Below are 22,599 nucleotides of genomic sequence, written 5' to 3' on the forward strand. Positions count from 1 at the left end.
GTCATGTTCAGAACTCCTCCTTACGTTGTTGTTTTCCTCGCCGGCCTGCTGGCGGTGGGCTGGATCGGCGCCGGGTACGTCGGCAGCAACCTGGTCGGCGTCGCCGTCGCCCTGGTGATCGCGGCCTGCTACTGCGCCGGTGCGCTGGAACTGCACCGCTACCGGCAGGGCACTGCCGGGCTGGTGCAGGCCGTGGCCGACGCCGCCGAAGCGCCGTCCAACCTGGGCGACTGGCTGGCCAAGGTGCCCGATGCGCTGCGCAATGCGGTGCGGCTGCGCGTGGAAGGTGAGCGCGTGGCGCTGCCGGCGCCGGTGCTGACCCCGTACCTGGTCGGCCTGCTGGTGCTGCTGGGCATGCTCGGCACCCTGCTCGGCATGATGGCGACCCTGCGCGGCACCGGCCTGGCGCTGGGCAGCGCGACCGATCTGCAGGCCATCCGCGGCTCGCTCGGTGCGCCGGTGGAAGGCCTGGCGGTGGCGTTCGGCACGTCGATTGCCGGTGTGGCGACCTCGGCCATGCTCGGCCTGCTCGCGGCGCTGTGCCGCCGTGAGCGCCTGCAGGTCGTGCAGCAGCTGGACGCCCGCATCGCCACCACCCTGCACGTGCATTCGCAGGCCTGGCAGCGTGCCGAAGCGTTCCGCCTGCTGCAGGCCCAGGCCGGGCTGATGCCGGCGCTGGTGGACCGCCTTGAAGCCATGAGCGCGGCGATCGAACAGCAGAGCGGCGCGACCGGCGAACGCCTGGCCAGCAGCCAGGACAGTTTCCACACGCGCGCCGAGGCCGCGCACGAGCGGCTCGCCGCGTCGGTGCAGCAGGCGCTGGAGGCGAGCGTCGCGCAGAGTGCGCGCGCGGTCGGCGACGCCCTGCAGCCGATCATGGCCGAGACCATGGCTGGCATCGCGCAGCAGACCACCGCATTGCAGGGCACCGTGGGCGACGCCGTGCGCGCGCAGCTGGATGGCTTGGCCACGGGCTTCGAAGCCAGTCGCGCCGCCACGGCCGACACCTGGAATGTCGCGCTGGACGCTCAGCGACAGGCGCATCAGACGCTTTCGTCGGACCTGCGTTCGACGCTCGCTACGCTCCGCGAACAGCACGACCAGCGCGCCGTACAGCTGCTGGAAGCCCTGGCCGCCCGTCTGGATGCCAGCGCCGACGCCGTTGCCGCACGCCTCGATGCCACCGCCACGCAGTGGAACGACGCGCAGGCCGTGCAGCAGCAGACCCACGCCACGCTGATTGCGCAGCTCGACGTTGCGCTGGGCCGATTCAGCGATACGCACACCGAGCGTGCCACCGCGCTGGTCGACACCCTCGCCGCGCGCCTGGACAGCACGGCCACCCGCAGCGCGGAGGCATGGCGCGACACCCTGCAGGCACAGCAGTCGGTCAACGCTGAGCTCGCCGAACGCAACCAGCAGGCACTGGTCGCTGCCAGCGCAAGTTTCGATGGGCATGCGCGTGCATTGGTGGACGGCCTGCAGTCCTCTCACAGCGGCCTGCAGGAGCGGCTGGAAGCGCGCGATACGCAGCGTCTGGACACCTGGCGCGACGCGTTTGCGCAGCTGTCCTCGCAGCTCGGCCAGCAGTGGGCCGACAACGGCGCGCAGGTCGCGGCCAGCCAGCAGGCAGTCTGCGAGACCCTGTCGCGCACCGCGCATGAGATCGGCACCCAGGCGCAGGCGCATGCCGCCGAGACCATCAGCGAAATTTCGCGGCTGGTCACGCTGGCCTCCGAAGCGCCGAAGGCGGCTGCCGAAGTGGTGGCCGAACTGCGACAGAAGCTTTCCGACAGCATGGTCCGCGACACCGCGATGCTGGAAGAGCGCACCCGCCTGCTCGGCACGCTGGAAACACTGCTGGACGCAGTCAACCATGCCTCCACCGAACAGCGCACCGCCGTGGACGCGCTGGTCAGCACCTCGGCCGAGCTGCTGGAGCGCGTCGGCACCCAGTTCACCACGCATATCGCCGCCGAGACCGGCAAGCTGGAAGACGTCGCCGCGCAGGTCAGCGGCAGCGCGGTGGAAGTGGCCAGCCTGGCCGATGCCTTCGGCACCGCCATGCAGAGTTTCGGCAGCGCCAGCACCGGGCTGGGCGAACAGCTGCAGCAGGTCGCCGGTGCGCTCGACGCATCGATGACCCGCAGCGATGAGCAGCTGGCCTACTACGTGAGCCAGGCGCGCGAAGTGATCGACCTGAGCGTGCTGTCCCAGCAGCAGATCATCGAAGAACTGCAGCAGCTCGCCGGCCGTCGCCGCAGTGCCGGAGCCGCCACCGCATGAGCGACGAGATCGAGCTGGAGAACGAAACCGGCGCACCGATCTGGGCCGCCTTCGGCGACCTGATGTCGGTGCTGCTGGGTGCGTTCGTGCTGATCCTGGTCGGCGTGGTGGCATTACAGCTGGAGCTCTCGCACCGGCTGGACGAGGAAGTGGCGCAGCGCGAAGCCGAGGCCAAACGCCGCCAGACCCTGGAGCAGGCCCTGGCCGCACCGCTCGCCGCCGGCCGGGTAACCCTGGTGGATGGCCGCATCGGCATCCGCGGCAGCGTGCTGTTCGCACTCAACTCCGACCAGTTGCAGCCGGAAGGCCGCGAACTGCTGCGCAGCCTGGCTGCACCGCTCAGCGGCTACCTGGCCTCGCGCGACGAAATCCTGATGGTCAGCGGCTTCACCGATGACCAACCGGTGCGCAACAGCAACCGGCAGTTCGCCGACAACTGGGAGCTGTCCGCCGAGCGCGCGCTGACCGTGACCCGCACCCTGATCGCCGAAGGCGTGCCGGCCGGGTCGGTGTTCGCTGCGGCGTTCGGCGCCGAGCAGCCGGTAGGTTCGAATGCCGACGAGGAAGGCCGCGCGCGCAACCGCCGTGTCGAAATGGCGCCGATGCCGCGCCTGAAGCCGAGCGTTGCAGGCGATGGACGGTAACCGCACCGCCGCCACTGATCGTCTCGCCGTGTGGCGGGCACAGCAGCTGGACCGCGTGGATCCGGTGCACTTTGCGTTCCTGGAAGCGCTGCAGCGTCGAAGCCAGGCCACGCAGGGCGCGCTGCGCAGCACCCTGGATACGCGCCTTGAAACCCTGCTGGACGCATACGCCAGCCGGCTCGCGGCACGCCCCGCTGCCACCGCGACCGCAGACACCGCCACGCCACGGAAAGCGCTGGCGACGCTCGGCATCCCCCGCGCAAGCCACAACCCGGACTATCCGGCGCTGCCCGCCTTGGCCGGTTTCCGGATCCAATGGGCACAGCTGCGAACCGCGGGCCAGGTCCGGCAGACACTCGCGCAGACCCCCAGCGACGGCGGTCCGTTGAATTCCAGCGTGCTGGTGCACCGTGCCATCGGCTGGATGGGCGAGGTTTCGCCCGCCTATCTGGAGCACTTCCTGGCCTACGTCGACAACCTGGCCTGGCTGGAACAGATGCAGCAGCGCGGCACCCTGCCCAGCCGCGACAGCGCGCCCGGCCGCGCACCGGCCAAGCCGCGCCGCGCCCGCAGCGCACGCTAGGCGCGCAGGGTCGCGCCGCCGTCCACGTACAGGTCGCTCATCGCGATGTGGCCGGACTGGTCGGACAGCAGGAACATCACCGCCTGTGCGATGTCGTCCGGCGTTGCCAGCTTGCGCAGCGGAATGCCGGCCTTGTAGGTCTCCGGACTGCCGTCGATGACGCGCTGCGCGCCGTTGTCGTCGGCCCACATGCCGGTCTGCATCGGGGTCAGCGTCGAACCCGGTGCCACGATGTTGCAGCGGATCCCATGCGGGGCCAGCTCCAGTCCCAGGCAGCGGGTAAACATGGTCGCGGCCGCCTTGGACGCCGCATACGCGGCCATGCCATGGCGCGGCACCCCAGCCGCATTGGAACTGACCGTGACGATGGCGCCCTTCCCACGCGGCGTCATCACGCGTGCGAGGGCTCGCCCGAGATGGAACACGCCGTCGGCGTTGACCGCGAACACGCGGCGCCACTGGGCGTCGTCGATGCCGGCCACCTCCCCGACCTGGAGCACGCCCGCCACGCTGATGCCGAAGCCGATCGGCCCGAGCGTGGCTTCCACCTCCGCGACCAGCGCGTCCATCGCTGCCGCGTCGCTGACATCCAGCACCCGCGCATGCAGGCGGGGATGCACAGGCAAGGGTGGCGCAGCCAGGTCGCTGGCGACCACCACGCAGCCGCTGTCCAGCAGCTGCTGCACCAGCGCCATGCCAATCCCGCCGCCTGCGCCGGTGACCAGCGCCAGGGTGCCCTCGAATCCGCTCAGCTTCATGTCATGTGGTCCTGTTGAAGAACGTCCCAGTGCTGCAGTCGCGCCGACAACCACGGCGCCAGCTGCGCCACTGCCTCACGCCCGGTGAGTTCGGCATGCAGGAACGGCAGCGGCAGCGCTTCGACGCGGGCAGCATGGGCCTGCCACAGCGCGGACTGCAGGTGCGGCCGCTGCACATGGTCGTTGCCGGCGCGCACGTGCACCAGGGTGCCGTCGTAACGGCGGTGGTGATGCTCGCGGATCAGCCGGTTGGTGCCGGTCACCGCGCGCACCACGCCATCGAGCACGGGCTCGGGCAGGTTGCCCAGTGCGCTGTCGCCGCGACGCAGGAACGCCACGATGCGTTCGCGGCTGTCCAGCTCGGGATGCTGCTCCGGGTCATGCCCGGCAATGGCCAGCAACGCCCGCAGCGCGGCCACCGCGTCCGGCTCGGGTTCTGCCCGCCAGCATTCGCTGGGATACGCGTCCAGCAGCACCAGCGCGCCCACCTCGCGGTCATGCGCCTGCAGGTGCACGGCGATGGCCTGGGCGATGATGCCGCCGACCGACCAGCCGAGCAGGTGTACCGGGCCGTGCGGATGCAGCGCGACGATCCGCGCGGCATAGTCGGCCGCCAGCGCCTCGATGCTGGCCGGCGACGGCGCGGCCAGGTCGAGCGCGGGCGACTGCAGTCCGTACACGTCGCGCGCAGGGCCCAGCGCCCGCGCCAGCGTGCGGTAGTTCCACGCGATGCCACCGGCGGGATGGATCACGAACAAGGGGGCCCTGCCCGGCTCGCCCTGCGCAAGCGCAAGCGTCGGCGCCAGTGCATGGTCGGTGTCCTGCACGTCAGCGTCCAGGTGCGCGGCCAGTCCGGCCACGGTCGGGGTGGCAAAGATCGCCCCCAGTCCGGGATCGCGCTGCCAGCGCTTCTGGATCGCCAGCAGCAGGTGCACCGCGCTGAGCGAATCGCCGCCCAGCGCGAAGAAGTCCGCGTCGGCGGCGACCGGCACAGGCAGGCCCAACGCCTGCTGGAACAGCACGGCCAACGCCTGCTCGGTAGGCGAGCGTGCGGCACAACCCGCGACCTGGGCCACCTCCGGCAGCGGCAATGCGCCACGGTCCAGCTTGCCGTTCGACGTCACGGGCCAGGCGGCAATGCGCATGATCGCCGAAGGCACCATGTAATCCGGCAATTGTGCGCGCGCGGAAGCGTGCACCGCAGCGGGATCCACGTCGTCTCCGGACACGTACGCCAGCAGTCGTGATGGCATCCCGTCCGGCGCATGCAACAGCACTTCGGCGCGCGCCACACCGGGCGCGCTGCGCAGTACCGCTTCGATCTCGCCCAGTTCAATGCGTAGTCCGCGCAGCTTGACCTGGTGGTCGCTGCGCCCGAGATACTCCAGCGCGCCATCCTCGCGCCAGCGCGCACGGTCGCCGCTGCGGTACAGGCGGCCTCCGGGCAGATGCGGATTGGGCAGGAAGCGTTCAGCGGTCAGATCGTCACGCCCCAGGTAACCCCGCGCCAGCTGCACCCCGCCCAGGTACAGATCACCGGCCACGCCGGCCGGCAGCGGCCGCAGCCGCGCGTCCAGCACGTACAGCTGGGTGTTCCAGACCGGGTGGCCGATCGGCACCGGCTCGGAGCGGTCATCGCGGGTGGCCGGCCAGAAACTGACGTCCACGGCGGCCTCGGTCGGTCCGTATAGATTGTGCAGCTGCGCATCGACGCGGGCGTGGAAGCGGTCGCGCAGTCCCGCGTCCAGTGCTTCGCCACTTGTGAACACCTGCCGCAGCGGCAGCGCGTCGAGGTCGGGCACGCCCAGCCACGCATCCAGCATCGACGGCACGAAATGCAGGATCGAAATGCGTTCGTCGCGGATCAGCCGGGTCAGCGCCTGCGGGTCGCGATGCACGCCGGGCGGTGCGATCACCAAGGTCGCACTGCTGATCAACGGCAGGAAGAATTCCCAGACCGACACATCGAAGGTGGCCGGCGTCTTCTGCAGCACGCGTGCCTCCGCACCCACGGCGTAGTGGCAGCGCATCCATTCCAGCCGGTTGACGATGGCCCGGTGCTCGACCAGCACCCCCTTGGGCTCGCCGGTCGACCCGGAGGTGTAGATCACGTACGCGGCGTCGTCAGGCCGCACGGCGTCGGCCAACGCATCCTCGCTGTTGGAGTCCCATTGCGCGGGCGAAAGCACTCGGTACCGCTGGAAGCGCGCGGCATCGCCGGGCTCCACCAGTACGCACTGCGGCGCCGCCGAGTCCAGGATCCGCCGCAGCCGCGCGTCCGGGTGGTCCAGATCCACCGGCAGGTACGCGCCCCCTGCGCGCAGCACCGCCACCAGCGCGACCAGCAGCGACAGCGAGCGCGGCAGCGCCACCACCACGCGCGACTCGCGACCTACGCCGAGAGAGTGCAGTTGCAGCGCCAGGGCGCGGCTGCGCCGCTCGAGCCCAGCGTAGCTGAGCGACTCGCCCTCGAACACCAGCGCGGTTGCGTCCGGCGTGGCCGCCATGCGCGCCAGCAGCAACGCCACCAGCGAAACGTCCGGCACCGCGTGCCCGGTGGCATTCACCTCATGCACCCAGCGGCGGTCCTCCGCAGGGGTGCACAACGCGACCTCACCCAGCGTTCCCCCACGCGCCTGCACCTCCAGCGCGTCCGACACGAAATGCAGCAGGCGTTCGGCATGCAGCGGCAGCGCCGATGCCGCATGCCGCACCGGATTGGCCTCGATCTCCATCTCCAGCGCACTGACCGCATCGCCACGGAAGCCCAGCGTGATGTCGTCCACCGGGCCGGTGCACAGCACCTCCAGCCGCGCCGTGACCCCCTGCCACGGCAGCGGCCGGTAGAACGGTTGCACGTTCACCAGCGGCCCATGCAGGCGGTGCTGCAGGCCGACCCAGCCCAGGTCGCGCCGCAGCTGTTCGCCGCGGTAGCGCCCGTGCCGGCGCCCCCGCACCAGCGACCGCGCGGTATCGCGCACGCTGGCGTCGATCCGGTCGTCGTCGTGTGCGACGACCCGCAGCGGCAGCACGTTCATCACCATCGCCGGCACCCGCGCCGACGCGCTGCCCAGCCGGCCCATGAACGGGACGCCGACGATCACCTCGTCGGCGGCGCCGTACCGGCGGCAATATTCCGCCGTCAACGCGGTGAGCAGGTCGGGCCACGGCTGCCCGATCGCCTGCGCCGCGTTGAGCAGCCGCTCGCGGAGCGCGGCGTCCACCGGCCGCGTGAAGCGGTGCGCGTCGGCAGTTGCAGCCGCAGTGCCGCCGCCGAGCCCTTCGGCTGGCGTCGCCCGCTGCAGGTAGGCGTGCCAGTGCGCGGCATCGCGCGTGCGCCGCTCGTCGCTACGGTACTGCGCATCTTCGTCCAGCACCGGTCGCAGCGGCTGCAGCGGTTCGCTGTCGCCGCCGTTGTAGAGCGCGCATACCCGTGCACTGAACAACGCCATGCCGTAGCCGTCCGTCGCCAGGTGGTGCACGCGCACGTACCAGGCCGCGCGTTGCGGCCCCAGCACGTACAGCCGTTGCCGGGCGAGCCGGTCGCGCGTCGGATCGACCGGTCGCAGGCGCTCGGCATGCATTGCATCGCGTACCGCCTGCTCGGGATCGGCGGCGGTGGACACGTCCACCACCTGCAACAGCGGGACGTGTGCGGGATCCACCCATTGCCGGGGCACGCCATCTGCGTCGGCCGCAATGCGCAGCCGCAGCGCCTCCGCCTCGCCCGCCGCCGCATCCGCCGCAGCCGTGAAACGGCCCACGTCCAGATCACCCTCAAACCAGATCGCGTGCGCGGTATTGAAACCAGCAGCCGCGACCCCGTAACGCCGGGCGCTGCCCGGCGCTTCTTCCAATACGCGCTGCGCGAACCACAACCCGCGCTGCGCCTCGCTCAACGGCCATCGCACGACGTCCGCCGCAACGCCGTTGGCGTCACCCACGCTCATGCGTCAACGCGGGCCCGGGCCTGCAGCTGCTGCACCACCTGCCACCAGCCGGCCAGCGTGGTGTGCTCGGCCAGGTGGCCGAACTCGAGGGGGATGCCGGTGTTGCCCCAGGCCAGCACCAGCCCGAGCACGCGCATCGAGTCCAGCCCCAGGTCCATCAGGTGTTCCTCGTCGCCCACCGCCTCGGGCGCCTCGCCGAGCAGCTCGGCGACATCGGCGCGCATGCGCTCCAGGGTCAGCGGCACGTTGGCCACGGCGTCGGTCATGCGAGTGTCTCCAGCAACTGGTCGGTGGTCATCGGGACGCCGCAGGTGCGGGCGATCCAGCGCAGCGCCTGGTCATGGTCGTCGCGCGAGAAGTCGGCCACCGCGTCGGCGGCGATGAAGGTTTCGATGTCGCGCTGGAACGCCTCGGCTGCGGTGGCGGTACAGCCGATGTGCGCGTACACGCCGGTCACCAGCAGCTGGTCGCGGCCGCGTACGCGCATGAGGGTTTCAAGGTTGCTGCGCTGGAACGCGCTGTAACGGTGCTTGACCAGCACATGGTCGCCTTCCACCGGCGCCAGTGCGTCGATGATGGCCTCGTGCTCGGCGGTGGCGTGCATGCCCGGGCCCCACAGGTCGGCCTGCAGCCCACGGTCGCGGCGGTCCTGGTGACCGCGCTGGGCGGTGTAGAACACCGGGATGTCGCGTGCGCGGCAGTGCGTGATCAGCCGCGCAATGTTGGCCACCGCCGGCGCCAGCGGCGCGCTGTCGGCCGCGAACGGCGCCAGGAAGTAGCGCTGCATGTCATGCACCAGCAGCGCCAGGCGCGCCGCGTCGGGCTGCCACGGCCCGCGCGGCGGCGGCAGCTCGGCCGCGGTGGGCAAGGCGTAATCGGTAATGCGGGGCAGCGCCATCAGCGCGTCTCTCCTGTCTGTGCAATGTGGGTGGCGCGCAGCTGGGCGCGCAGTTCGCGACGGCTGACCTTGCCCACCGCCGTGGTGCCGAAGGCGTCGACGAACACCACCTGGTCGGGCACTTTGAACGCGGCCAGGCCGCGCCCGCGCACCCACGCCTTGAGGCTGGCCGCGCTGGGCCGCTCGCCACGGGCGATCACGAACGCGCAGCTGCGCTCGCCCAGGTAGGGGTCGGGCATCGAGACCACGGCGGCGTCGAACACACTGGCGTGGGCCAGCAGGTGGTCCTCGATCTCCTCGGCGGAGATCTTCTCGCCGGCACGGTTGATGTGGTCACCTGCCCGTCCCTGCACGACCAGGTAACCGCCTGCCAGCTGCTGCACCATGTCACCCGTGCGGTAGTAACCGTCTTCGGTGAAGGACCGCGCATTGGCGCCTGGATCGTTGTGATAGCTGCGGATCGTGTACGGACCGCGCGTGAGCAGGTGGCCGACCTCGCCCGGTGCGACCGGATGACCGTGATCGTCCACCACCAGCACCTCGTCGTCCGACGAGATCGGGCGCCCCTGGGTGCCGAGCACGCAGTCCAGCGGGTCATGCAGGCGCGTGTAGTTGACCAGGCCTTCGGCCATGCCGAACACCTGCTGCAGCTGGCAGCCCAGTCCGTCGATCACCCGGCGCGCCGCTTCCGGCACCAGCTTGGCGCCGCCGACCTGCATCACCTTCAGGCTGGACAGGTCATGCGCGGTGGTGGCCGCCGCCTGCGCCCACAACAGCGCCAGTGGTGGGACCAGCCCAACACAGGTCACCCCTTCGCGCGCGATCAGCGGGAATGCGGTGTCCGGACCGGCACCGGCGCTGAGCACCACGCGCCCACCGGCATACAGCGCGCCGAAAAAGCCCGGCGAGCTCATCGGGAAGTTGTGCGCGGCCGGCAACGCCACCAGGTACACGCTGTCGCGGGTGATGCCGCAGATCGCGTTGCTGGCCCGGAACGAGTAGATGTAATCGTCGTGGGTGCGCGGAATCAGCTTGGACAGGCCGGTGCTGCCACCGGACAGCTGCAGGAACGCCACCGACTGCGGGTCTGGGTCGGGCGGCAGGCGTGCGGCGTCGCCATCCAGCGCGTCGACGGCGGTGAATTCAGCGGCATCCCCCACCATGAGCACGTGGCGCAGCGCGGGAATCGCGGCCTGCAGCTCGCGCGCGAGCGTGCGGTAGTCGAAGCCCTCGTAGTGGGAGGTGGTGATGTAGGCATTGGCTTCGGCGTTGCGCAGCACATGCGCCACTTCGGTGAAACGGTGGGCGGGCAGCGCATACACCGGCACCAGCCCGGCGCGGAACAGGCCGCAGACCACTGTCACGAAATCCACGGTGTTGCCCAGCTGCACCACCACCCGGTCACCGGGCTGCAGGCCGTTTGCCAGCAGTCCGGCACCGATGCGCCCGGCCTCCGCCCACAGCTGCGCATAACTCAGCCGACGCTCGCCGCCGACCACCGCAATGTCATCCGCATACTGTCCGGCGCGCTCGCGCAGGAAGCCGGGAAAGGTTTCCCCGCGCCAGTAACCGGCGGCGCGATAGCGGGCCACCAGCGCGGGCGGCCAGGTCTGGCGCAGCGGAACTCGGGGCGGAACAACGGGGACAGCCATCAGCAACTCCAGGAATCCATTGAAGGGGCCGGCGCCGCGCCCAGCGCGGCCAGCAGTGCCCCGAACTTGGCAGCGGTTTCGGCCACTTCCAGTGCCGGTTCGGAACCGGCCACGATGCCGGCGCCCGCGTGGATGCGCGCCTGCATGCCCTGCACCCGCGCGCAGCGGATCGCCACATACCAGTCGCCATCGCCGTGGGCGTCGATCCAGCCGACCGCACCGGCGTAAAACCCGCGCGGGACCGGCTCCAGTGCGTGGATCGCATCGCGTGCCAGGGCCGGCGGCGTGCCACAGACCGCCGGGGTGGGATGCAGCGCGGCCAGCAGCGTCGCGACCGGGGTATGCGGATCGCGCAGGCGCGCTTCGATGCGCGTACCCAAGTGCCACAAGGTGGTGGTCGCATGCAGGGTCGGCTGCGGGGCCGCATCGATCACGTCGCAGTACGGCCGCAGCGCGGCCACGATCGCCTCCACTACGTAGCGGTGTTCGTCGTGGTCCTTGACCGACGCAAGCAGGTCGCGCGCAGCCTGTGCGTCTTCGGCCGGGTCCGCCCGCCGCGCCGCGGAACCGGCCAGCGGGTGCGACAGCACTTGGCGGCCACGACGCGACACCAGTCGTTCCGGACTGGCTCCGACCAGCCAGGCCGAGGGCTGGTCTGCGGCGACCGGCAGCGGTGCCAGATAGGTAACGGCGTCTGGATCGCGACCGAGCCGCGCCACCAGCGCGTACGGATCGATCGGCGTGTGCGACTGCACCCGGAGGGTGCGCGCCAGCACCACCTTCTGCATCTGGGCGTCGGGTTGGCGCAGCTGGGTGACTGCCGTTTCCACGGCAGCCGCATAGTCCGCGGCCAGCGGTTCTGCGTGGATCTCGCCATGGAACGGCTGCGGCAACGGCGCTGGCGCGGTGTCGGCCTGCCCCAGCCACTCAGGCTGGAACAGCGCATCGCCTGCGTGCGGGTCGAAGGGCAACAGCCCCACCAGCATGGCCGGGCCGCGCTGTCGGGCGGCGAAGAAGGTGCGCACGCGCGCATCCAGCGTAGCGGTGCCGCCGGTGGGCAGCGTGGCCAGGCAGCCGCGCGCGTCCAGGTGTCGCCCATCGACGCGCAGCTGGAAGCGGGGTGCTGCTTCGATCGCCGCAGTGGCATCGCAACGTTCGACGACGTCGCCTGCGCGAACGGCCTCGTTCATGGCGCGCGCCTGCCGTGCAGCAGCGCTGCGATCGCCAGCCCGGACAGCAGCGTCCCGACCAGCAGGTACGGCGCGCTGGGCGCAGCGCGATACAGCAGCGTGCCGACCATCGGGCCGATCACCAAGCCCAGGCCCTGCACGGCGGCCACCGCACCGGCGGCGGCACCCTGCTCGTGCGCCTGTACGGAATCGGCGGCCAACGCCTGGAACGACGGAAACACGAAGCCCATGCCGAACGCCGCCACGGCATAGGTTGCCAGCAGCTGCCAGGGCAGCGTCACCCACGCCACCGAACCAAATCCCACCGCCGCGATCAGCGCCCCCAGCGCGATCCAATGGCGGGGCGGCATGCGCTTGAACGTCATCACCAGCATTTGCGCCACGATCAGGCCGACCCCGACCGCGGTGAGCGCCAGCCCGGCCATGCGGGCGCCGGCGGCCGGCGCAAGCTGCAGGCGGTCGATGGCGAAGAAACCGACCGTGACCTGCGCGATGGTCACCGAGATCATCGCGGCGAACACCGCCATCACCGGCAGGCGCAGGCGCGGATCGAACGCGTTGAGCCGTGCACGCGGACCATTGCCCGGTGCGGCAGGCGGCGGGGTGCGCGGCAGACGCCAGGCGATCACCAGCCACGCGAGCACCGGCAGCAAGGCGGCCACGTACAGCGTCAGCGCGAGGTTGTGGAAGGCGACCCAACCGGCCACCGCAGGGCCGATCACCATGCCCAGTGCATTGGCGCTGCCGAGCTTGGCCATGGCCCCGGCGCGTTGCCCCGGCGCGGCCTCATCGGCCACGAGCGCGGCGGCGGTGGGCGGCACCGCGGCGTAGAACAGCCCGACCAACGCGCGCGTACCCACCAGGACCAGCACGGACACCCACACCGCGGGCGCCGAGCGCAACGCAGAATCGACGAACACCGCCATCAGCACATAGATCACCGCATACGCGGCCAGCGCGATCAGCAACACGCGGCGACGGCCGATCCGGTCGCTCAATGCGCCCCAACGGCGCGCCGACAGCATCCACAGCACACCCGCAGCGGTGACCGACAACCCCGCGTGCCATTCCGACAGGCCGAGCAGGCGTACCACCGGACCGATCACGGCCACGAACGCCATCATCGCCATGGTCCCGACCCAGGCGGCGAAGACCAGGGCCGGCAGGCCGGAAACGACGGGAGTTGAGCGCATGCACCACCAGAAGCAGACAGGACTGGACACGCACCGCGCGGGGCGGGCGTTCGATTGAGTCGGCTTCGTCAGTGCGGGCACCGGCGTGGCTATCAACCTAAATGATAACAGCTCGCATTTGGATTGTGGCAGTCAATCACCCACGGTTTGCACCGGGCTGTCTAAGCTGCAGACAGTTCCGCCGGATGGTTGCCATGGCATCACCTCCCCTGCCCGCGCTGCTGGACGAGGCACAGGGCATCGCACTGCAGGTCATCAGCCTGGCCGGTGAGCTGTGGAGCGGTGACGTGCGTGAAGTGAGCGTGCCCGGCAGCAACGGACGCTTCGGGGTGATGGCACGGCATGCACCGCTGCTGGGCACGCTGCGCGAAGGCATGGTGTCGGTATATCCGCTGAAGACCGAGCCACCGCTGCATGTCTACGTGTCCGGCGGCTACGTGGAAGTGCAGCCCGGCAAGGTGATCGTGATGGCCGACCTGGCGCTGCGCAGCGAGGACATCGACCAGGCCCGCGCCCGCATCGCGCAGGAGGCCGCGCGTTCGCCGATGGCGCAGGCCTTCACCGACGAAGACTACGTGCGGCTGCATGCCGAACTGATGCACCAGCGCGCCCTGCAGCTGCGCGGGCTGCCCTGGAAGTAGCCACCCGAACTGCGGCAATCGGTCATCTCTGTCCGCTCGTCAACACTACATATGATGTTGACGATGAGACAGTCCCACACTATGTTGTGTTCATCGGCTCCCCGCTTCCGCCAGGCCCGGTTTCTGTCTCACGACACTCCGAACGGCACAGGGAAGAAGGATTGACGATGCACGATGACCACACTGCGACCGACGCGCTGCTGTCGGACGCGCCGGCGATGGACGCTGGCCACGCCCCCCTCTGGATCACCAAGGAAGCCGGCAACCGGCGCATGCCCTTCGACCCGGCGCGGCTGGAACGTGCGCTGCGCAGCGTGCATCTGCACTTCCCCGCGCTGGACCTGGGCGAGTACCTGCGCGCCGTGCTGGCGCTGATCAACCGGCGCAGCCAGCTCAGTGCCGACGACCTGGTCGACCTGCTGATCCGCGAGGCCGAGTCGCGCATCGACCTGGTCGCCCCGGACTGGGAACACTTCGCCGCGCGCCTGTACCTGCGCCGACTGTACAAGCGCGCCAGCCGCAACCGCTTCTACGACGCAGCGCTGCGCTATGGCTCGTACGTGGGCCTGCAGGAGAGCCTGGCCGACCGCAACGTGTACTCGATCGACATCCTCAAGGCCTATTCCAAGGAAGAACTGGAGGAAGCCGGGCAGATGATCGAGCCCGACCGCGACCACCTGTTCGCGTACAACGGCCTGTACCTGCTGGCGACACGCTACCTGGCCACCGACCACTCGCGCGGCGTGTTCGAACTGCCACAGGAGCGTTGGCTGACCATCGCGCTGTACCTGATGCAGCACGAACACCTGCATGGCGACCGCTCGCGCAAGCGGCGCATGGGCCTGGTGCGCGAGGCGTATTGGGCACTGTCGAACCTGTACATGACCGTGGCGACCCCGACCCTGGCCAATGCCGGCAAGGTGGGCGGGCAGCTGTCGTCGTGCTTCATCGACACCGTCGACGACAGCCTGCAGGGCATCTACGACTCCAACACCGACGTGGCGCGGGTATCCAAGCACGGCGGCGGCGTGGGCGCCTACCTGGGCTACGTGCGCTCGGCAGGCGCGCCGATCCGTGGCGTGGCCAACTCTTCCGGTGGCGTGGTGCCGTGGATCAAGCAGCTCAACAACACCGCGGTGAGCGTGGACCAGCTAGGCCAGCGCAAGGGCGCCATCGCGGTGTACCTGGATGTCTGGCACCGCGACATCGAGGCCTTCCTCGACCTGCGCCTGAACAATGGCGACCAGCGCCTGCGTGCGCATGATGTGTTCACGTCGGTGTGCCTGCCCGACCTGTTCATGGAAGCAGTGGAGCGGCGCGGCGACTGGTACCTCTTCGACCCGCACGAAGTGCACCGGATCAAGGGCTGGTACCTGCAGGATTTCCATGACGAAGTGCGGGGTGCAGGCAGCTTCCGCGAACGCTACGCCGAGGTGGTGGCCGACGAGCGGATCAGCCGGCGCACGCTCAAGGCCATCGACCTGTTCAAGCGGATCATGGTCAGCCAGCTGGAAACCGGCAATCCCTTCATGTTCTACCGCGACGAGGTCAACCGGAAGAACCCGAACAAGCATGCCGGCACGGTGTACTCCAGCAACCTGTGCACCGAGATCCTTCAGAACATGAGCCCCACCCGCATGATCCAGGAAATGATCAGCGGCGACCAGATCGTGACCACCCGCCAGGCCGGTGATTTCGTGGTCTGCAACCTGTCATCGATCAACCTGGGCCGCGCGGTCACTGCCGCACCGGACCTGCTCTCCACCGACGTGCTGGAGCGGCTGGTGCCGATCCAGGTACGCATGCTCGACAACGTGATCGACCTCAACCAGCTGCCGGTGCCGCAGGCCACCATCACCAACCGCAAGTACCGCGCGATCGGCCTGGGGACGTTCGGCTGGCATCACCTGCTGGCCCAGCAGCAGATCCAGTGGGACAGCGTGCAGGCCGAGGACTACGCCGACACGCTGTACGAGCGGATCAACTACCTCTCGATCCAGGCCAGCCTGCAGCTGGCGCAGGAGAAGGGCCGCTACAGCGCCTTCGCCGGCAGCGACTGGCAGACCGGCGCGTACTTCCGCGCGCGTGGCTATGACAGCCCGGCCTGGCAGGCGCTGGCCGCGCAGGTGGCCACGCATGGGCTGCGCAATGGTTGGCTGCTGGCCGTGGCGCCGAACATGAGTACCGCGCAGATCGCCGGCTCCAGCGCATCGATCGATCCGGTGTACGGGGCGTTCTACTACGAAGAGAAGAAAGATTTCCGCCGCCCGGTCGCGGCGCCGGGACTGTCGCTGGAGACCTACCCGTATTACGAAAAGGGGGCATACCGGCTCGACCAGTTCGCCAGCATCCGCCAGAACGCACGCCGCCAGCGCCATGTCGACCAGTCGATCAGCTTCAACCTGTATGTGCCCAGCACGATCCGCGCGAGCACGTTGCTGGCGGTGCATATGAGCGCCTGGAAGGAAGGGTTGAAGACCACGTATTACGTGCGTTCAAACGACATCGACATAGAAGAGTGCGACTGGTGTTCTTCTTGATCATGGTTGTGCAGCCACGCAGGACGTGGCTCTACCCGCTTTTCTTCGAACGATGGAACTCCCATGGCCACCCCGCTTGAACGCATCAAGATCCTCGAACCGCGCCACCCCAACCGCTCCACCGGCATCATCAACGGCCGCACCAGCGGCATCCTGAACTGGAACGACATTCCCTACCCGTCCTTCTACCGGGCCTACAAGGAACTCTCGACCAACTTCTGGATTCCCGACGAAGTGGACATGAAGGGCGACGCGCGCCAGTACGGCGAGCTCTCCGCCCGCGAAAAAAACGCCTACGACTCGATCATCGGGCTGCTGGCCACGCTGGACTCGCCGCAGACCCGTTTCATCTACAACGTGGCCGAGTACATCACCGACCCCGCCGCGCATGCCAACGCCGCGATCATCGGCCAGCAGGAAGTGATCCACAACGAAAGCTACAGCTACGTGCTGGCGTCCATCGCGGGACTGGCCGACCAGAACCGGGTGTTCGAGCTGGCCCGCACCCACCCTACCATCCTGGCCCGCAATGCGCCGATCATGCAGTCCTACGATGACTTCATGCGTGAGAAGACCGCCGAGACCCTGATCCGCTCGCTGATCCAGTCGTCGATCCTGGAAGGCATCAACTTCTATTCCGGGTTCGCCTTCTTCTACAACCTGGTGCGGCAGAACCGCATGACCGGTACCGGCAAGATCATCAGCTTCATCAACCGCGACGAACTGGCCCATACCAAGTTCATCAGCGAGCTGATCCGCGCCATCATCGGCGAAAACCCGCAGCTGCAGGGCGAGCAGCTCACGGCCTATGTGCACGACGCGTTCGAGCATGCCATCGCACTGGAAACGCGCTGGACCGGCGAAGTGCTGGACGGCATCGACGGCATCGACGTGGACGAGATGATCCGCTACGTGAAGTACCGCGCCAACAAGATGGCCGGCATGCTCGGCATCGAACAGCTCTACAGCGACGCCAATGCCAACGTGATGCCGTGGATCAAGGCTTACGCCGACAATTTCACCGAAACCAAGACCGACTTCTTCGAGATGCGCAACGCCAGCTACAAGAAGACCAATTCGGACAATGGCTTCGACGACCTGTGAGGGCCTGCCCATGGACATCCTGGTCTGCTATGCGTCGTTGAGCGGCAATACCCGCGAAGTCGCACGCCAGGTCTCGGCGCACTGCAGCGCGCGCGGCCACCGCGTGCGGCTGCTGGATGTGGAGGACACGCAGGCGGTGGCCGCCGCCGCGCAACCGCACGACCGCCTGCTGCTGGGCAGCTGGACCGACAACGCCGGGCGCAATCCGGCCGAGATGAAACGGTTCGTGGCCGCCCTGCACGAGCGCGCCGGCCGTCCCCCAGCGGAGACCGTGGCGATATTCGGTACCGGCGAAACCCAGTGGGGCCTGGAGTACTACTGCGGCGCCGCGCACCGGCTGGCCCGCCACTTCGGCTCGCCCCACCCCGTATTGGAGATCGAGCAGATGCCGCACGGCATGGCCGATACCCACGCCATCCATCGCTGGACCGACAGCGTCCTGCAACCCCTTGGAGTTCCTGCCTGATGTTGACCCTGCATGCCGACACCCCCGAGCAGTATCACGCTGCGGTAGCCGACCATCCGGCACTGCTGGTCGACTTCCACAAGGACAACTGCCCCGGCTGCCGGATGCTGGCGATGTCGCTGGCCGCCGTCGCCAGCATGCCGGAGGCGCATGAACTGGTGCTGCTCAAGGTGCGGCTGGAGGCGATTGGCGAAGTGTTCTTCCGCAGCCTGGGCCTACGCCAGACGCCCACCTTGAGTGTGGTCCGCGACGGCCAGGAAGTGCTGCGCCTGCCCGGCTTCCAGTCGCCCGACGCGATCCGCGCCGCCCTCGCGCGCTCGGCCTGAGCAGGACCACCGCTACGCCGCCGGACGTGCGCCCAGCAGACCGCGCCGCTTGAACCACCACTCCAGCGGCAGCGTCACCAGCGGCGGCACCGCCGCCAGCAGGGCCAGCACGGCCGCCCACCACGGCCAGCGCAGCTTGACCGCGGCCAGCACGGTGACCACGACGTAGACCATGAAGGCCACCCCGTGCACCGGCCCGAACAACGCCACGCCGGCGGTGGTCGGCTCGGCGGCGTGGTACTTCAGGTACATGCCGACCAGCAGGCCGGCCCAGGTGAAGGCCTCGAACAGGGCCACGACAGCGAACACGCGACCCATCGGGTGCATCGGTACAGGAGAGCGCAAGAGAATCCCGACAACAGCGGCAAGGCCGGCCATCATACCGGCTTGCCGCGAATGCGACGCTTTCGCACTCAGACGAACATGCCGCCCGATGCCTCCACGCGCTGTGCGTTGATCCAGCCGGTGGCCGGCGACAGCAGCGCCACCGCCACAGGGCCGATGTCGTCCGGCTTGCCGGCACGGCCCAATGCGGTGTTCCCGGCGACCATGGCGTTGATCGTCTCGTCGTCGCGCACACGACCGCCGCCGAAGTCGGTTTCAATCGCGCCCGGCGCCAGCGTGTTGGCAGTGATCCCGCGCGCGCCCAGTTCCTTGGCCAGGTAACGGCTGAACACCTCGATACCGCCCTTCATCATCGCGTAGGCCGAACTGCCTGGCAGCGCGAAGCGGGCCAGCCCGCTGGACACATTGAGGATGCGGCCGCCATCGCCGATCAGCGGCAGCAGCGCCTGGGTCAGGAAGTACGGCCCTTTCAGGTGTACCGCCACCAGCTGGTCGAACTGGGCTGCGGTGGTGTCGGCGATCATCGCGTGCAGGCCTTCGCCGGCGTTGTTGAGCAGGCCCTGCAGGCGGGTTTCGCCCCAGGCCTGCAGCTGCGCCCGCACTGCATCGGCGAACGCGGGGAAGGCGTCGCTGTCGGCTACGTCCAGCGGCAGCGCGGCCGCACGACGGCCGAGCGCCTGGATCTGCGCGACCACCTCGTTGGCGGCGTCCGCCTGGCTGCGATAGGTGAGCACGATGTCGGCACCGTCGGCCGCCAGCGCGAGGGCGGCATTGCGGCCAAGGCCACGGCTGCCGCCGGTGACCAGTACGACGCGGGAAGTGGAAGAACTCATGGGGGCGCTCCTGGGTTGGGGTGCAGCCAGACTATTGGTATTGCCAGCACGCATAAATCACGCGATCCTGATTTGACTGTCCAATCTGAGCGAACAATCCATGGATCGCCTCGACCAGCTGCGCAGTTTCCTGCGGGTTGCCGGACTGGGCTCGTTCACCGCCGCGGCCGAGCAGCTGGGCCTGCCCAAAGCCAGTGTGTCGCTAGCGGTGCAACGACTGGAGGCCGAGCTCGGCGTGCAACTGCTGCACCGGACCACCCGGCGGGTGCGGCTGAGCGCCGACGGCGCGCAGTTCCAGCAACGCGCGCGCGACCTGCTGGAGGACATGGAGGACCTGCAGGGCATGTTCCGCCGCGACACCGGCCAGCTCAAGGGCCGGCTGCGCGTGGACATGTCCAGCGGTCTCGCCCGGCACTGGGTGATTCCGCACCTGCCGGATTTCCTGGCCCGTCATCCGGGGCTGGAGATCGAGCTCAGCGGCACCGACCGCCGCGTCGACCTGGTCCGCGAAGGCTTCGACTGCGTGCTGCGGGTGGGACCGCTGGACGACAACACGCTGGTGGCGCGCCCGCTCGGGGCGATGCACATCGTCAACTGCGCCAGCCCCGGCTACCTCGCCGCGCACGGCGTGCCGCGCACGCTGGACGATCTGGCATCGCACGCGCTGGTGCATTACGTAGGCACGCTGGGCCAGCGGTCGCCGGGCTTCGAGTACTACGACGGCCAGGCGTATCGCAGCGTGGCGATGCGCGGCGCGGTCACGGTCAACAGTGGCGAGGCGTACAGCGCCGCCGCACTGGCCGGGCTCGGCATCATCCAGGTGCCCCGACTGGGTGCCCGCCAGGCACTGGCCGCCGGCCAGCTGGTGGAAGTGCTGCCCGGGTGCGTGGCCGAGCCGATGCCGGTCACCCTGCTCTACGCCCAGCGCCGCCACCTGCCGCGGCGCGTGGCGGCGTTCATGGACTGGGTGGCTGAACTGCTGGCCCCCGAACTGGCGCGCCGGGATTGACCACCCTCCCCGGCGCGCGGGTAAGCTGTGCGCCACCTGTGTAATCGTTTTCATCCCATGTCCGAATCGCTCGACGCACTCGCCAGCGCCGCCCGTACCCCGCGCGCCGAACAACACGCCACCCGTGCCGCGTTCTTCCTGCCCGGCTTCGCCACTGCCGCATGGGCACCGCTGGTGCCGTTCGCCAAGACCCGCACCGGACTGGATGAAGGCACCCTCGGACTGGTGCTGCTGTGCCTGGGCGCGGGCTCGCTGCTGGCGATGCCGCTGGCCGGCATCCTGGCCGCCCGGCATGGCTGCCGCGCGGTGATGGTTGCCACCCTGCTGATGGTGGTGGCCAGCCTGCCGCTGCTGGCGATTGCCCCCTCGCCCTGGACCCTGGGCCTGGCGCTGTTCGTGTTCGGCGCAGGCGTGGGCGCCTGCGACTGCACGATGAACATCCAGGCGTAATGGTCGAGCGCGACAGCGGCAAGCCGATGATGTCCGGCTTCCACGCGTTCTACAGCATCGGCGGCGCGGTCGGTGCCGCGGCGATGACCGCATTGCTCTCCCTGCAACTGGCACCGTTGTGGGTGTGCGTGCTGGGGTCGTTGTCGATGCTGGTCGTGCTGGCGCTGTCGGTGCGTTACTGGCGCCGTGACCGCGCGCCCAGCGACGCGCCGGTGTTCGCGGTGCCGCATGGGGTGGTGCTGGCGATCGGCGTGCTGTGCTTCGTCGCCTTCCTGGCCGAAGGCGCAATGCTGGACTGGAGCGCGGTGTTCCTGCACGAGGTCCAGCAGGTACCACCGGACCGCGCCGGGCTGGGCTTCATGACCTTCGCCATCGCCATGACCGTGACCCGGCTGGTCGGCGATGGGGTGGTGGCGAAACTGGGTAGGCTGCGCGCGATCCTGCTAGGCAGCATCGTCGGTGCGGTGGGCTTTGCCGTGGCCACGTTCGCCGGCGCGCTGCCGTTGGCGCTGCTGGGCTATGCGCTGATCGGCCTGGGCTGCGCCAACATCGTGCCGGCGCTGTTCTCGATGGCCGGCAACCAGAAGACCATGCCGGAAAGCCTGGCCATTCCGGCGATCACCACGCTGGGCTACGCCGGCGTGCTGGCGGGGCCGGCCCTGATCGGCTTCGTGGCCCAGGCCAGCAGCCTGGTCTTTGCGTTCTGCCTGGTTGCCGCAGCGCTGCTGCTGGTCGGCATCAGCGCACGCTGGGTCCGGGCATGATCAGTTCGCCAGCGCGTAATCGATCGCCGCGCACACCGCCGCCACCTGCGCATCGTTGCACTGCTGCGGCGTAGCGCGCGGGCTGTCCGGGTAGACCTCGGTGGTGGTGGTGAAGCGCGCGCCGGTGATGCTGGCGCACAGCCCGAGCTTCTTCAGCGGGTACTGGATAACGCCCGGGGCGACCACGGCGGAGCCGATGATTTCGTTGCGTTCGTCGGCCGGGGCGATGTGGGTCACCTGCTCCACCGCTGCATTGACCGCCTGCTGGAAGGCCGGCTGCGGGTTCTCGGTATCGTCGACCAGGTAGAAGCCATCGGGAATCAGGCCGGGCTCGAACGGCTTGCCGTCGCGCGCGGCCAGTGCCGGGCGGAATTCGGACTCGTCGCTGTCGGTGGTTTCGTGCAGGTCGATGTGCATGACCATGCCGTCGCGCAGCGGCGCGAGCAGCGCCATCAACGCGGCCGATTCCTGGGCCGGGCTGTCGGCCACGAACGAGCGGTTCGGGTCGATGGCATCGGCGTTCCAGCGCTGGATGCGCTCATAACCCCACGGGCTCACGCACGGCACCACCAGCACGTTGGCGCGGCCGGCGTAGTCGGCCGCGCGGGTGGCCAGGAACTGCAGCGCGCCTTCCACGCCGCTGGTCTCGTAACCGTGGACGCCGCCGGTGACCAGGACCGAGGGCAGCGCTGGGTTCCAGTCGCGGCTGCGTACGGCGAACAGCGGGTAGCTGTGCGGGGCGTAGTCGAGCGCGCCGTATTCCGTAATGTCGAATCGGTCGCGCAATGCGTCCAGTTTCGGCAGCACGTCATTGGCGTACGACCGCACCGGGATCTGCTTTGCCCGCCATTCCGCTTTTTCGGCGGCGCCCCAGGGTTGGTTGGGTGTGCCGATTGGGTAAAAGCGGGTGTCATTCATGGCGGTGCTCAGGTATGGATCGGGAAACCGATTTTACCCGGCCCTGCCA

The 22,599-nt window shown here is 69.2% G+C and carries 19 protein-coding genes and 1 pseudogene; 10 read left to right on the forward strand and 10 right to left on the reverse strand.

Translation table 11 applies throughout. The features are described from left to right. The first annotated feature begins 3 nt into the window (after positions 1 to 3). Genes RYM47_RS03580 through RYM47_RS03590 form a run of 3 tightly spaced genes read left to right on the forward strand, consistent with a single transcriptional unit; the run spans position 4 to position 3,513 of the window. Complete coding sequence (locus RYM47_RS03580; protein ID WP_315386140.1) at positions 4 to 2,286, forward strand: DUF802 domain-containing protein; 2,283 nt, start codon at positions 4 to 6, stop codon at positions 2,284 to 2,286. Beyond that, positions 2,283 to 2,930, forward strand: coding sequence for an OmpA family protein (locus RYM47_RS03585; RefSeq protein WP_315386142.1), 648 nt, complete (start codon positions 2,283 to 2,285; stop codon positions 2,928 to 2,930). Before RYM47_RS03580 ends, RYM47_RS03585 begins: the two co-directional genes overlap by 4 nt. Next, positions 2,920 to 3,513 carry a DUF2894 domain-containing protein gene (locus RYM47_RS03590; protein WP_315386143.1) on the forward strand — a complete coding sequence of 198 codons (594 nt, stop codon included), beginning with the start codon at positions 2,920 to 2,922 and terminating at the stop codon, positions 3,511 to 3,513. Before RYM47_RS03585 ends, RYM47_RS03590 begins: the two co-directional genes overlap by 11 nt. On the opposite strand, the gene RYM47_RS03595 is transcribed toward RYM47_RS03590, so the two are convergent. The 7 genes from RYM47_RS03595 to RYM47_RS03625 are packed head-to-tail and all read right to left on the reverse strand — an operon-like array spanning position 3,510 to position 13,154. Further along, on the reverse strand, positions 3,510 to 4,271 hold the full coding sequence (locus RYM47_RS03595; RefSeq protein ID WP_315386144.1) for a 2,3-dihydro-2,3-dihydroxybenzoate dehydrogenase: 762 nt from the start codon (positions 4,269 to 4,271) through the stop codon (positions 3,510 to 3,512). The genes RYM47_RS03590 and RYM47_RS03595 overlap by 4 nt on opposite strands. Further along, complete coding sequence (locus tag RYM47_RS03600) at positions 4,268 to 8,221, reverse strand: amino acid adenylation domain-containing protein (protein WP_315386145.1); 3,954 nt, start codon at positions 8,219 to 8,221, stop codon at positions 4,268 to 4,270. Before RYM47_RS03600 ends, RYM47_RS03595 begins: the two co-directional genes overlap by 4 nt. After that, complete coding sequence (locus RYM47_RS03605) at positions 8,218 to 8,487, reverse strand: phosphopantetheine-binding protein (RefSeq protein ID WP_315386146.1); 270 nt, start codon at positions 8,485 to 8,487, stop codon at positions 8,218 to 8,220. The genes RYM47_RS03600 and RYM47_RS03605 overlap by 4 nt, the downstream gene beginning before the upstream one ends. Then, the gene (locus RYM47_RS03610) at positions 8,484 to 9,119 is read right to left on the reverse strand and encodes an isochorismatase family protein (protein WP_315386147.1); all 636 of its coding nucleotides are present in this window, start codon (positions 9,117 to 9,119) and stop codon (positions 8,484 to 8,486) included. The genes RYM47_RS03605 and RYM47_RS03610 overlap by 4 nt, the downstream gene beginning before the upstream one ends. Then, positions 9,119 to 10,771: an AMP-binding protein gene (locus RYM47_RS03615; RefSeq protein ID WP_315386148.1), complete on the reverse strand. Its 1,653-nt coding sequence runs from the start codon at positions 10,769 to 10,771 to the stop codon at positions 9,119 to 9,121. Before RYM47_RS03615 ends, RYM47_RS03610 begins: the two co-directional genes overlap by 1 nt. Beyond that, complete coding sequence (locus tag RYM47_RS03620) at positions 10,771 to 11,961, reverse strand: isochorismate synthase (protein ID WP_315386149.1); 1,191 nt, start codon at positions 11,959 to 11,961, stop codon at positions 10,771 to 10,773. Before RYM47_RS03620 ends, RYM47_RS03615 begins: the two co-directional genes overlap by 1 nt. Further along, on the reverse strand, positions 11,958 to 13,154 hold the full coding sequence (locus RYM47_RS03625) for an MFS transporter (RefSeq protein ID WP_315386150.1): 1,197 nt from the start codon (positions 13,152 to 13,154) through the stop codon (positions 11,958 to 11,960). The genes RYM47_RS03620 and RYM47_RS03625 overlap by 4 nt, the downstream gene beginning before the upstream one ends. Positions 13,155 to 13,348: 194 nt before the next feature. On the opposite strand from RYM47_RS03625, the gene atpC reads away from it, so the two are divergent. The 5 genes from atpC to RYM47_RS03650 all read left to right on the forward strand — a co-directional run bounded on the left by atpC (position 13,349) and on the right by RYM47_RS03650 (position 18,231). Then, positions 13,349 to 13,795 (forward strand): ATP synthase F1 subunit epsilon, encoded by a 447-nt coding sequence (gene atpC / locus RYM47_RS03630; RefSeq protein ID WP_315386151.1) that lies wholly within the window; start codon positions 13,349 to 13,351, stop codon positions 13,793 to 13,795. A 218-nt stretch (positions 13,796 to 14,013) separates the two neighbouring features. Beyond that, positions 14,014 to 16,335, forward strand: a complete 2,322-nt coding sequence (locus tag RYM47_RS03635) for a ribonucleoside-diphosphate reductase subunit alpha (RefSeq protein WP_315386287.1) — start codon at positions 14,014 to 14,016, stop codon at positions 16,333 to 16,335. A 63-nt stretch (positions 16,336 to 16,398) separates the two neighbouring features. After that, positions 16,399 to 17,439, forward strand: a complete 1,041-nt coding sequence (locus RYM47_RS03640; protein WP_315386153.1) for a ribonucleotide-diphosphate reductase subunit beta — start codon at positions 16,399 to 16,401, stop codon at positions 17,437 to 17,439. 10 nt (positions 17,440 to 17,449) lie between these two features. Continuing rightward, on the forward strand, positions 17,450 to 17,905 hold the full coding sequence (locus RYM47_RS03645; RefSeq protein ID WP_315386288.1) for a flavodoxin: 456 nt from the start codon (positions 17,450 to 17,452) through the stop codon (positions 17,903 to 17,905). Continuing rightward, complete coding sequence (locus tag RYM47_RS03650) at positions 17,905 to 18,231, forward strand: thioredoxin family protein (RefSeq protein ID WP_315386154.1); 327 nt, start codon at positions 17,905 to 17,907, stop codon at positions 18,229 to 18,231. The genes RYM47_RS03645 and RYM47_RS03650 overlap by 1 nt, the downstream gene beginning before the upstream one ends. 12 nt (positions 18,232 to 18,243) lie before the next feature. Here RYM47_RS03650 and RYM47_RS03655 read toward each other — a convergent pair whose 3' ends face one another. After that, positions 18,244 to 18,558 carry a DUF3817 domain-containing protein gene (locus tag RYM47_RS03655; RefSeq protein ID WP_070206593.1) on the reverse strand — a complete coding sequence of 105 codons (315 nt, stop codon included), beginning with the start codon at positions 18,556 to 18,558 and terminating at the stop codon, positions 18,244 to 18,246. A gap of 86 nt (positions 18,559 to 18,644) precedes the next feature. Beyond that, positions 18,645 to 19,409, reverse strand: coding sequence for an SDR family oxidoreductase (locus RYM47_RS03660; RefSeq protein ID WP_315386156.1), 765 nt, complete (start codon positions 19,407 to 19,409; stop codon positions 18,645 to 18,647). A gap of 100 nt (positions 19,410 to 19,509) precedes the next feature. Here RYM47_RS03660 and RYM47_RS03665 point away from each other — a divergent pair, with 100 nt between their 5' ends. Next, on the forward strand, positions 19,510 to 20,418 hold the full coding sequence (locus RYM47_RS03665) for a LysR family transcriptional regulator (protein ID WP_315386157.1): 909 nt from the start codon (positions 19,510 to 19,512) through the stop codon (positions 20,416 to 20,418). 57 nt (positions 20,419 to 20,475) lie between these two features. Next, positions 20,476 to 21,632 (forward strand): annotated as a pseudogene (locus RYM47_RS03670) (MFS transporter). On the opposite strand, the gene RYM47_RS03675 reads toward RYM47_RS03670, so the two are convergent. After that, complete coding sequence (locus tag RYM47_RS03675; RefSeq protein WP_315386158.1) at positions 21,633 to 22,550, reverse strand: M14 family metallocarboxypeptidase; 918 nt, start codon at positions 22,548 to 22,550, stop codon at positions 21,633 to 21,635. It lies immediately after the preceding pseudogene. Positions 22,551 to 22,599: the final 49 nt, after the last annotated feature.

Source organism: uncultured Stenotrophomonas sp. (assembly GCF_963519125.1).
Classification (GTDB): Bacteria; Pseudomonadota; Gammaproteobacteria; order Xanthomonadales; family Xanthomonadaceae; genus Stenotrophomonas.

Coding starts and splice junctions, on each gene's coding strand:
- RYM47_RS03585 (WP_315386142.1), top strand. CDS start 2,283: ATGAGCGACGAGATCGAGCTGGAGAACGAAACCGGCGCACCGATCTGG.
- RYM47_RS03615 (WP_315386148.1), bottom strand. CDS start 10,771: ATGGCTGTCCCCGTTGTTCCGCCCCGAGTTCCGCTGCGCCAGACCTGG.
- RYM47_RS03655 (WP_070206593.1), bottom strand. CDS start 18,558: ATGCACCCGATGGGTCGCGTGTTCGCTGTCGTGGCCCTGTTCGAGGCC.
- RYM47_RS03625 (WP_315386150.1), bottom strand. CDS start 13,154: ATGCGCTCAACTCCCGTCGTTTCCGGCCTGCCGGCCCTGGTCTTCGCC.
- atpC (WP_315386151.1), top strand. CDS start 13,349: ATGGCATCACCTCCCCTGCCCGCGCTGCTGGACGAGGCACAGGGCATC.
- RYM47_RS03660 (WP_315386156.1), bottom strand. CDS start 19,409: ATGAGTTCTTCCACTTCCCGCGTCGTACTGGTCACCGGCGGCAGCCGT.
- RYM47_RS03605 (WP_315386146.1), bottom strand. CDS start 8,487: ATGACCGACGCCGTGGCCAACGTGCCGCTGACCCTGGAGCGCATGCGC.
- RYM47_RS03620 (WP_315386149.1), bottom strand. CDS start 11,961: ATGAACGAGGCCGTTCGCGCAGGCGACGTCGTCGAACGTTGCGATGCC.
- RYM47_RS03650 (WP_315386154.1), top strand. CDS start 17,905: ATGTTGACCCTGCATGCCGACACCCCCGAGCAGTATCACGCTGCGGTA.
- RYM47_RS03640 (WP_315386153.1), top strand. CDS start 16,399: ATGGCCACCCCGCTTGAACGCATCAAGATCCTCGAACCGCGCCACCCC.
- RYM47_RS03665 (WP_315386157.1), top strand. CDS start 19,510: ATGGATCGCCTCGACCAGCTGCGCAGTTTCCTGCGGGTTGCCGGACTG.
- RYM47_RS03580 (WP_315386140.1), top strand. CDS start 4: ATGTTCAGAACTCCTCCTTACGTTGTTGTTTTCCTCGCCGGCCTGCTG.
- RYM47_RS03600 (WP_315386145.1), bottom strand. CDS start 8,221: ATGAGCGTGGGTGACGCCAACGGCGTTGCGGCGGACGTCGTGCGATGG.
- RYM47_RS03610 (WP_315386147.1), bottom strand. CDS start 9,119: ATGGCGCTGCCCCGCATTACCGATTACGCCTTGCCCACCGCGGCCGAG.
- RYM47_RS03675 (WP_315386158.1), bottom strand. CDS start 22,550: ATGAATGACACCCGCTTTTACCCAATCGGCACACCCAACCAACCCTGG.
- RYM47_RS03595 (WP_315386144.1), bottom strand. CDS start 4,271: ATGAAGCTGAGCGGATTCGAGGGCACCCTGGCGCTGGTCACCGGCGCA.
- RYM47_RS03635 (WP_315386287.1), top strand. CDS start 14,014: ATGGACGCTGGCCACGCCCCCCTCTGGATCACCAAGGAAGCCGGCAAC.
- RYM47_RS03590 (WP_315386143.1), top strand. CDS start 2,920: ATGGACGGTAACCGCACCGCCGCCACTGATCGTCTCGCCGTGTGGCGG.
- RYM47_RS03645 (WP_315386288.1), top strand. CDS start 17,450: ATGGACATCCTGGTCTGCTATGCGTCGTTGAGCGGCAATACCCGCGAA.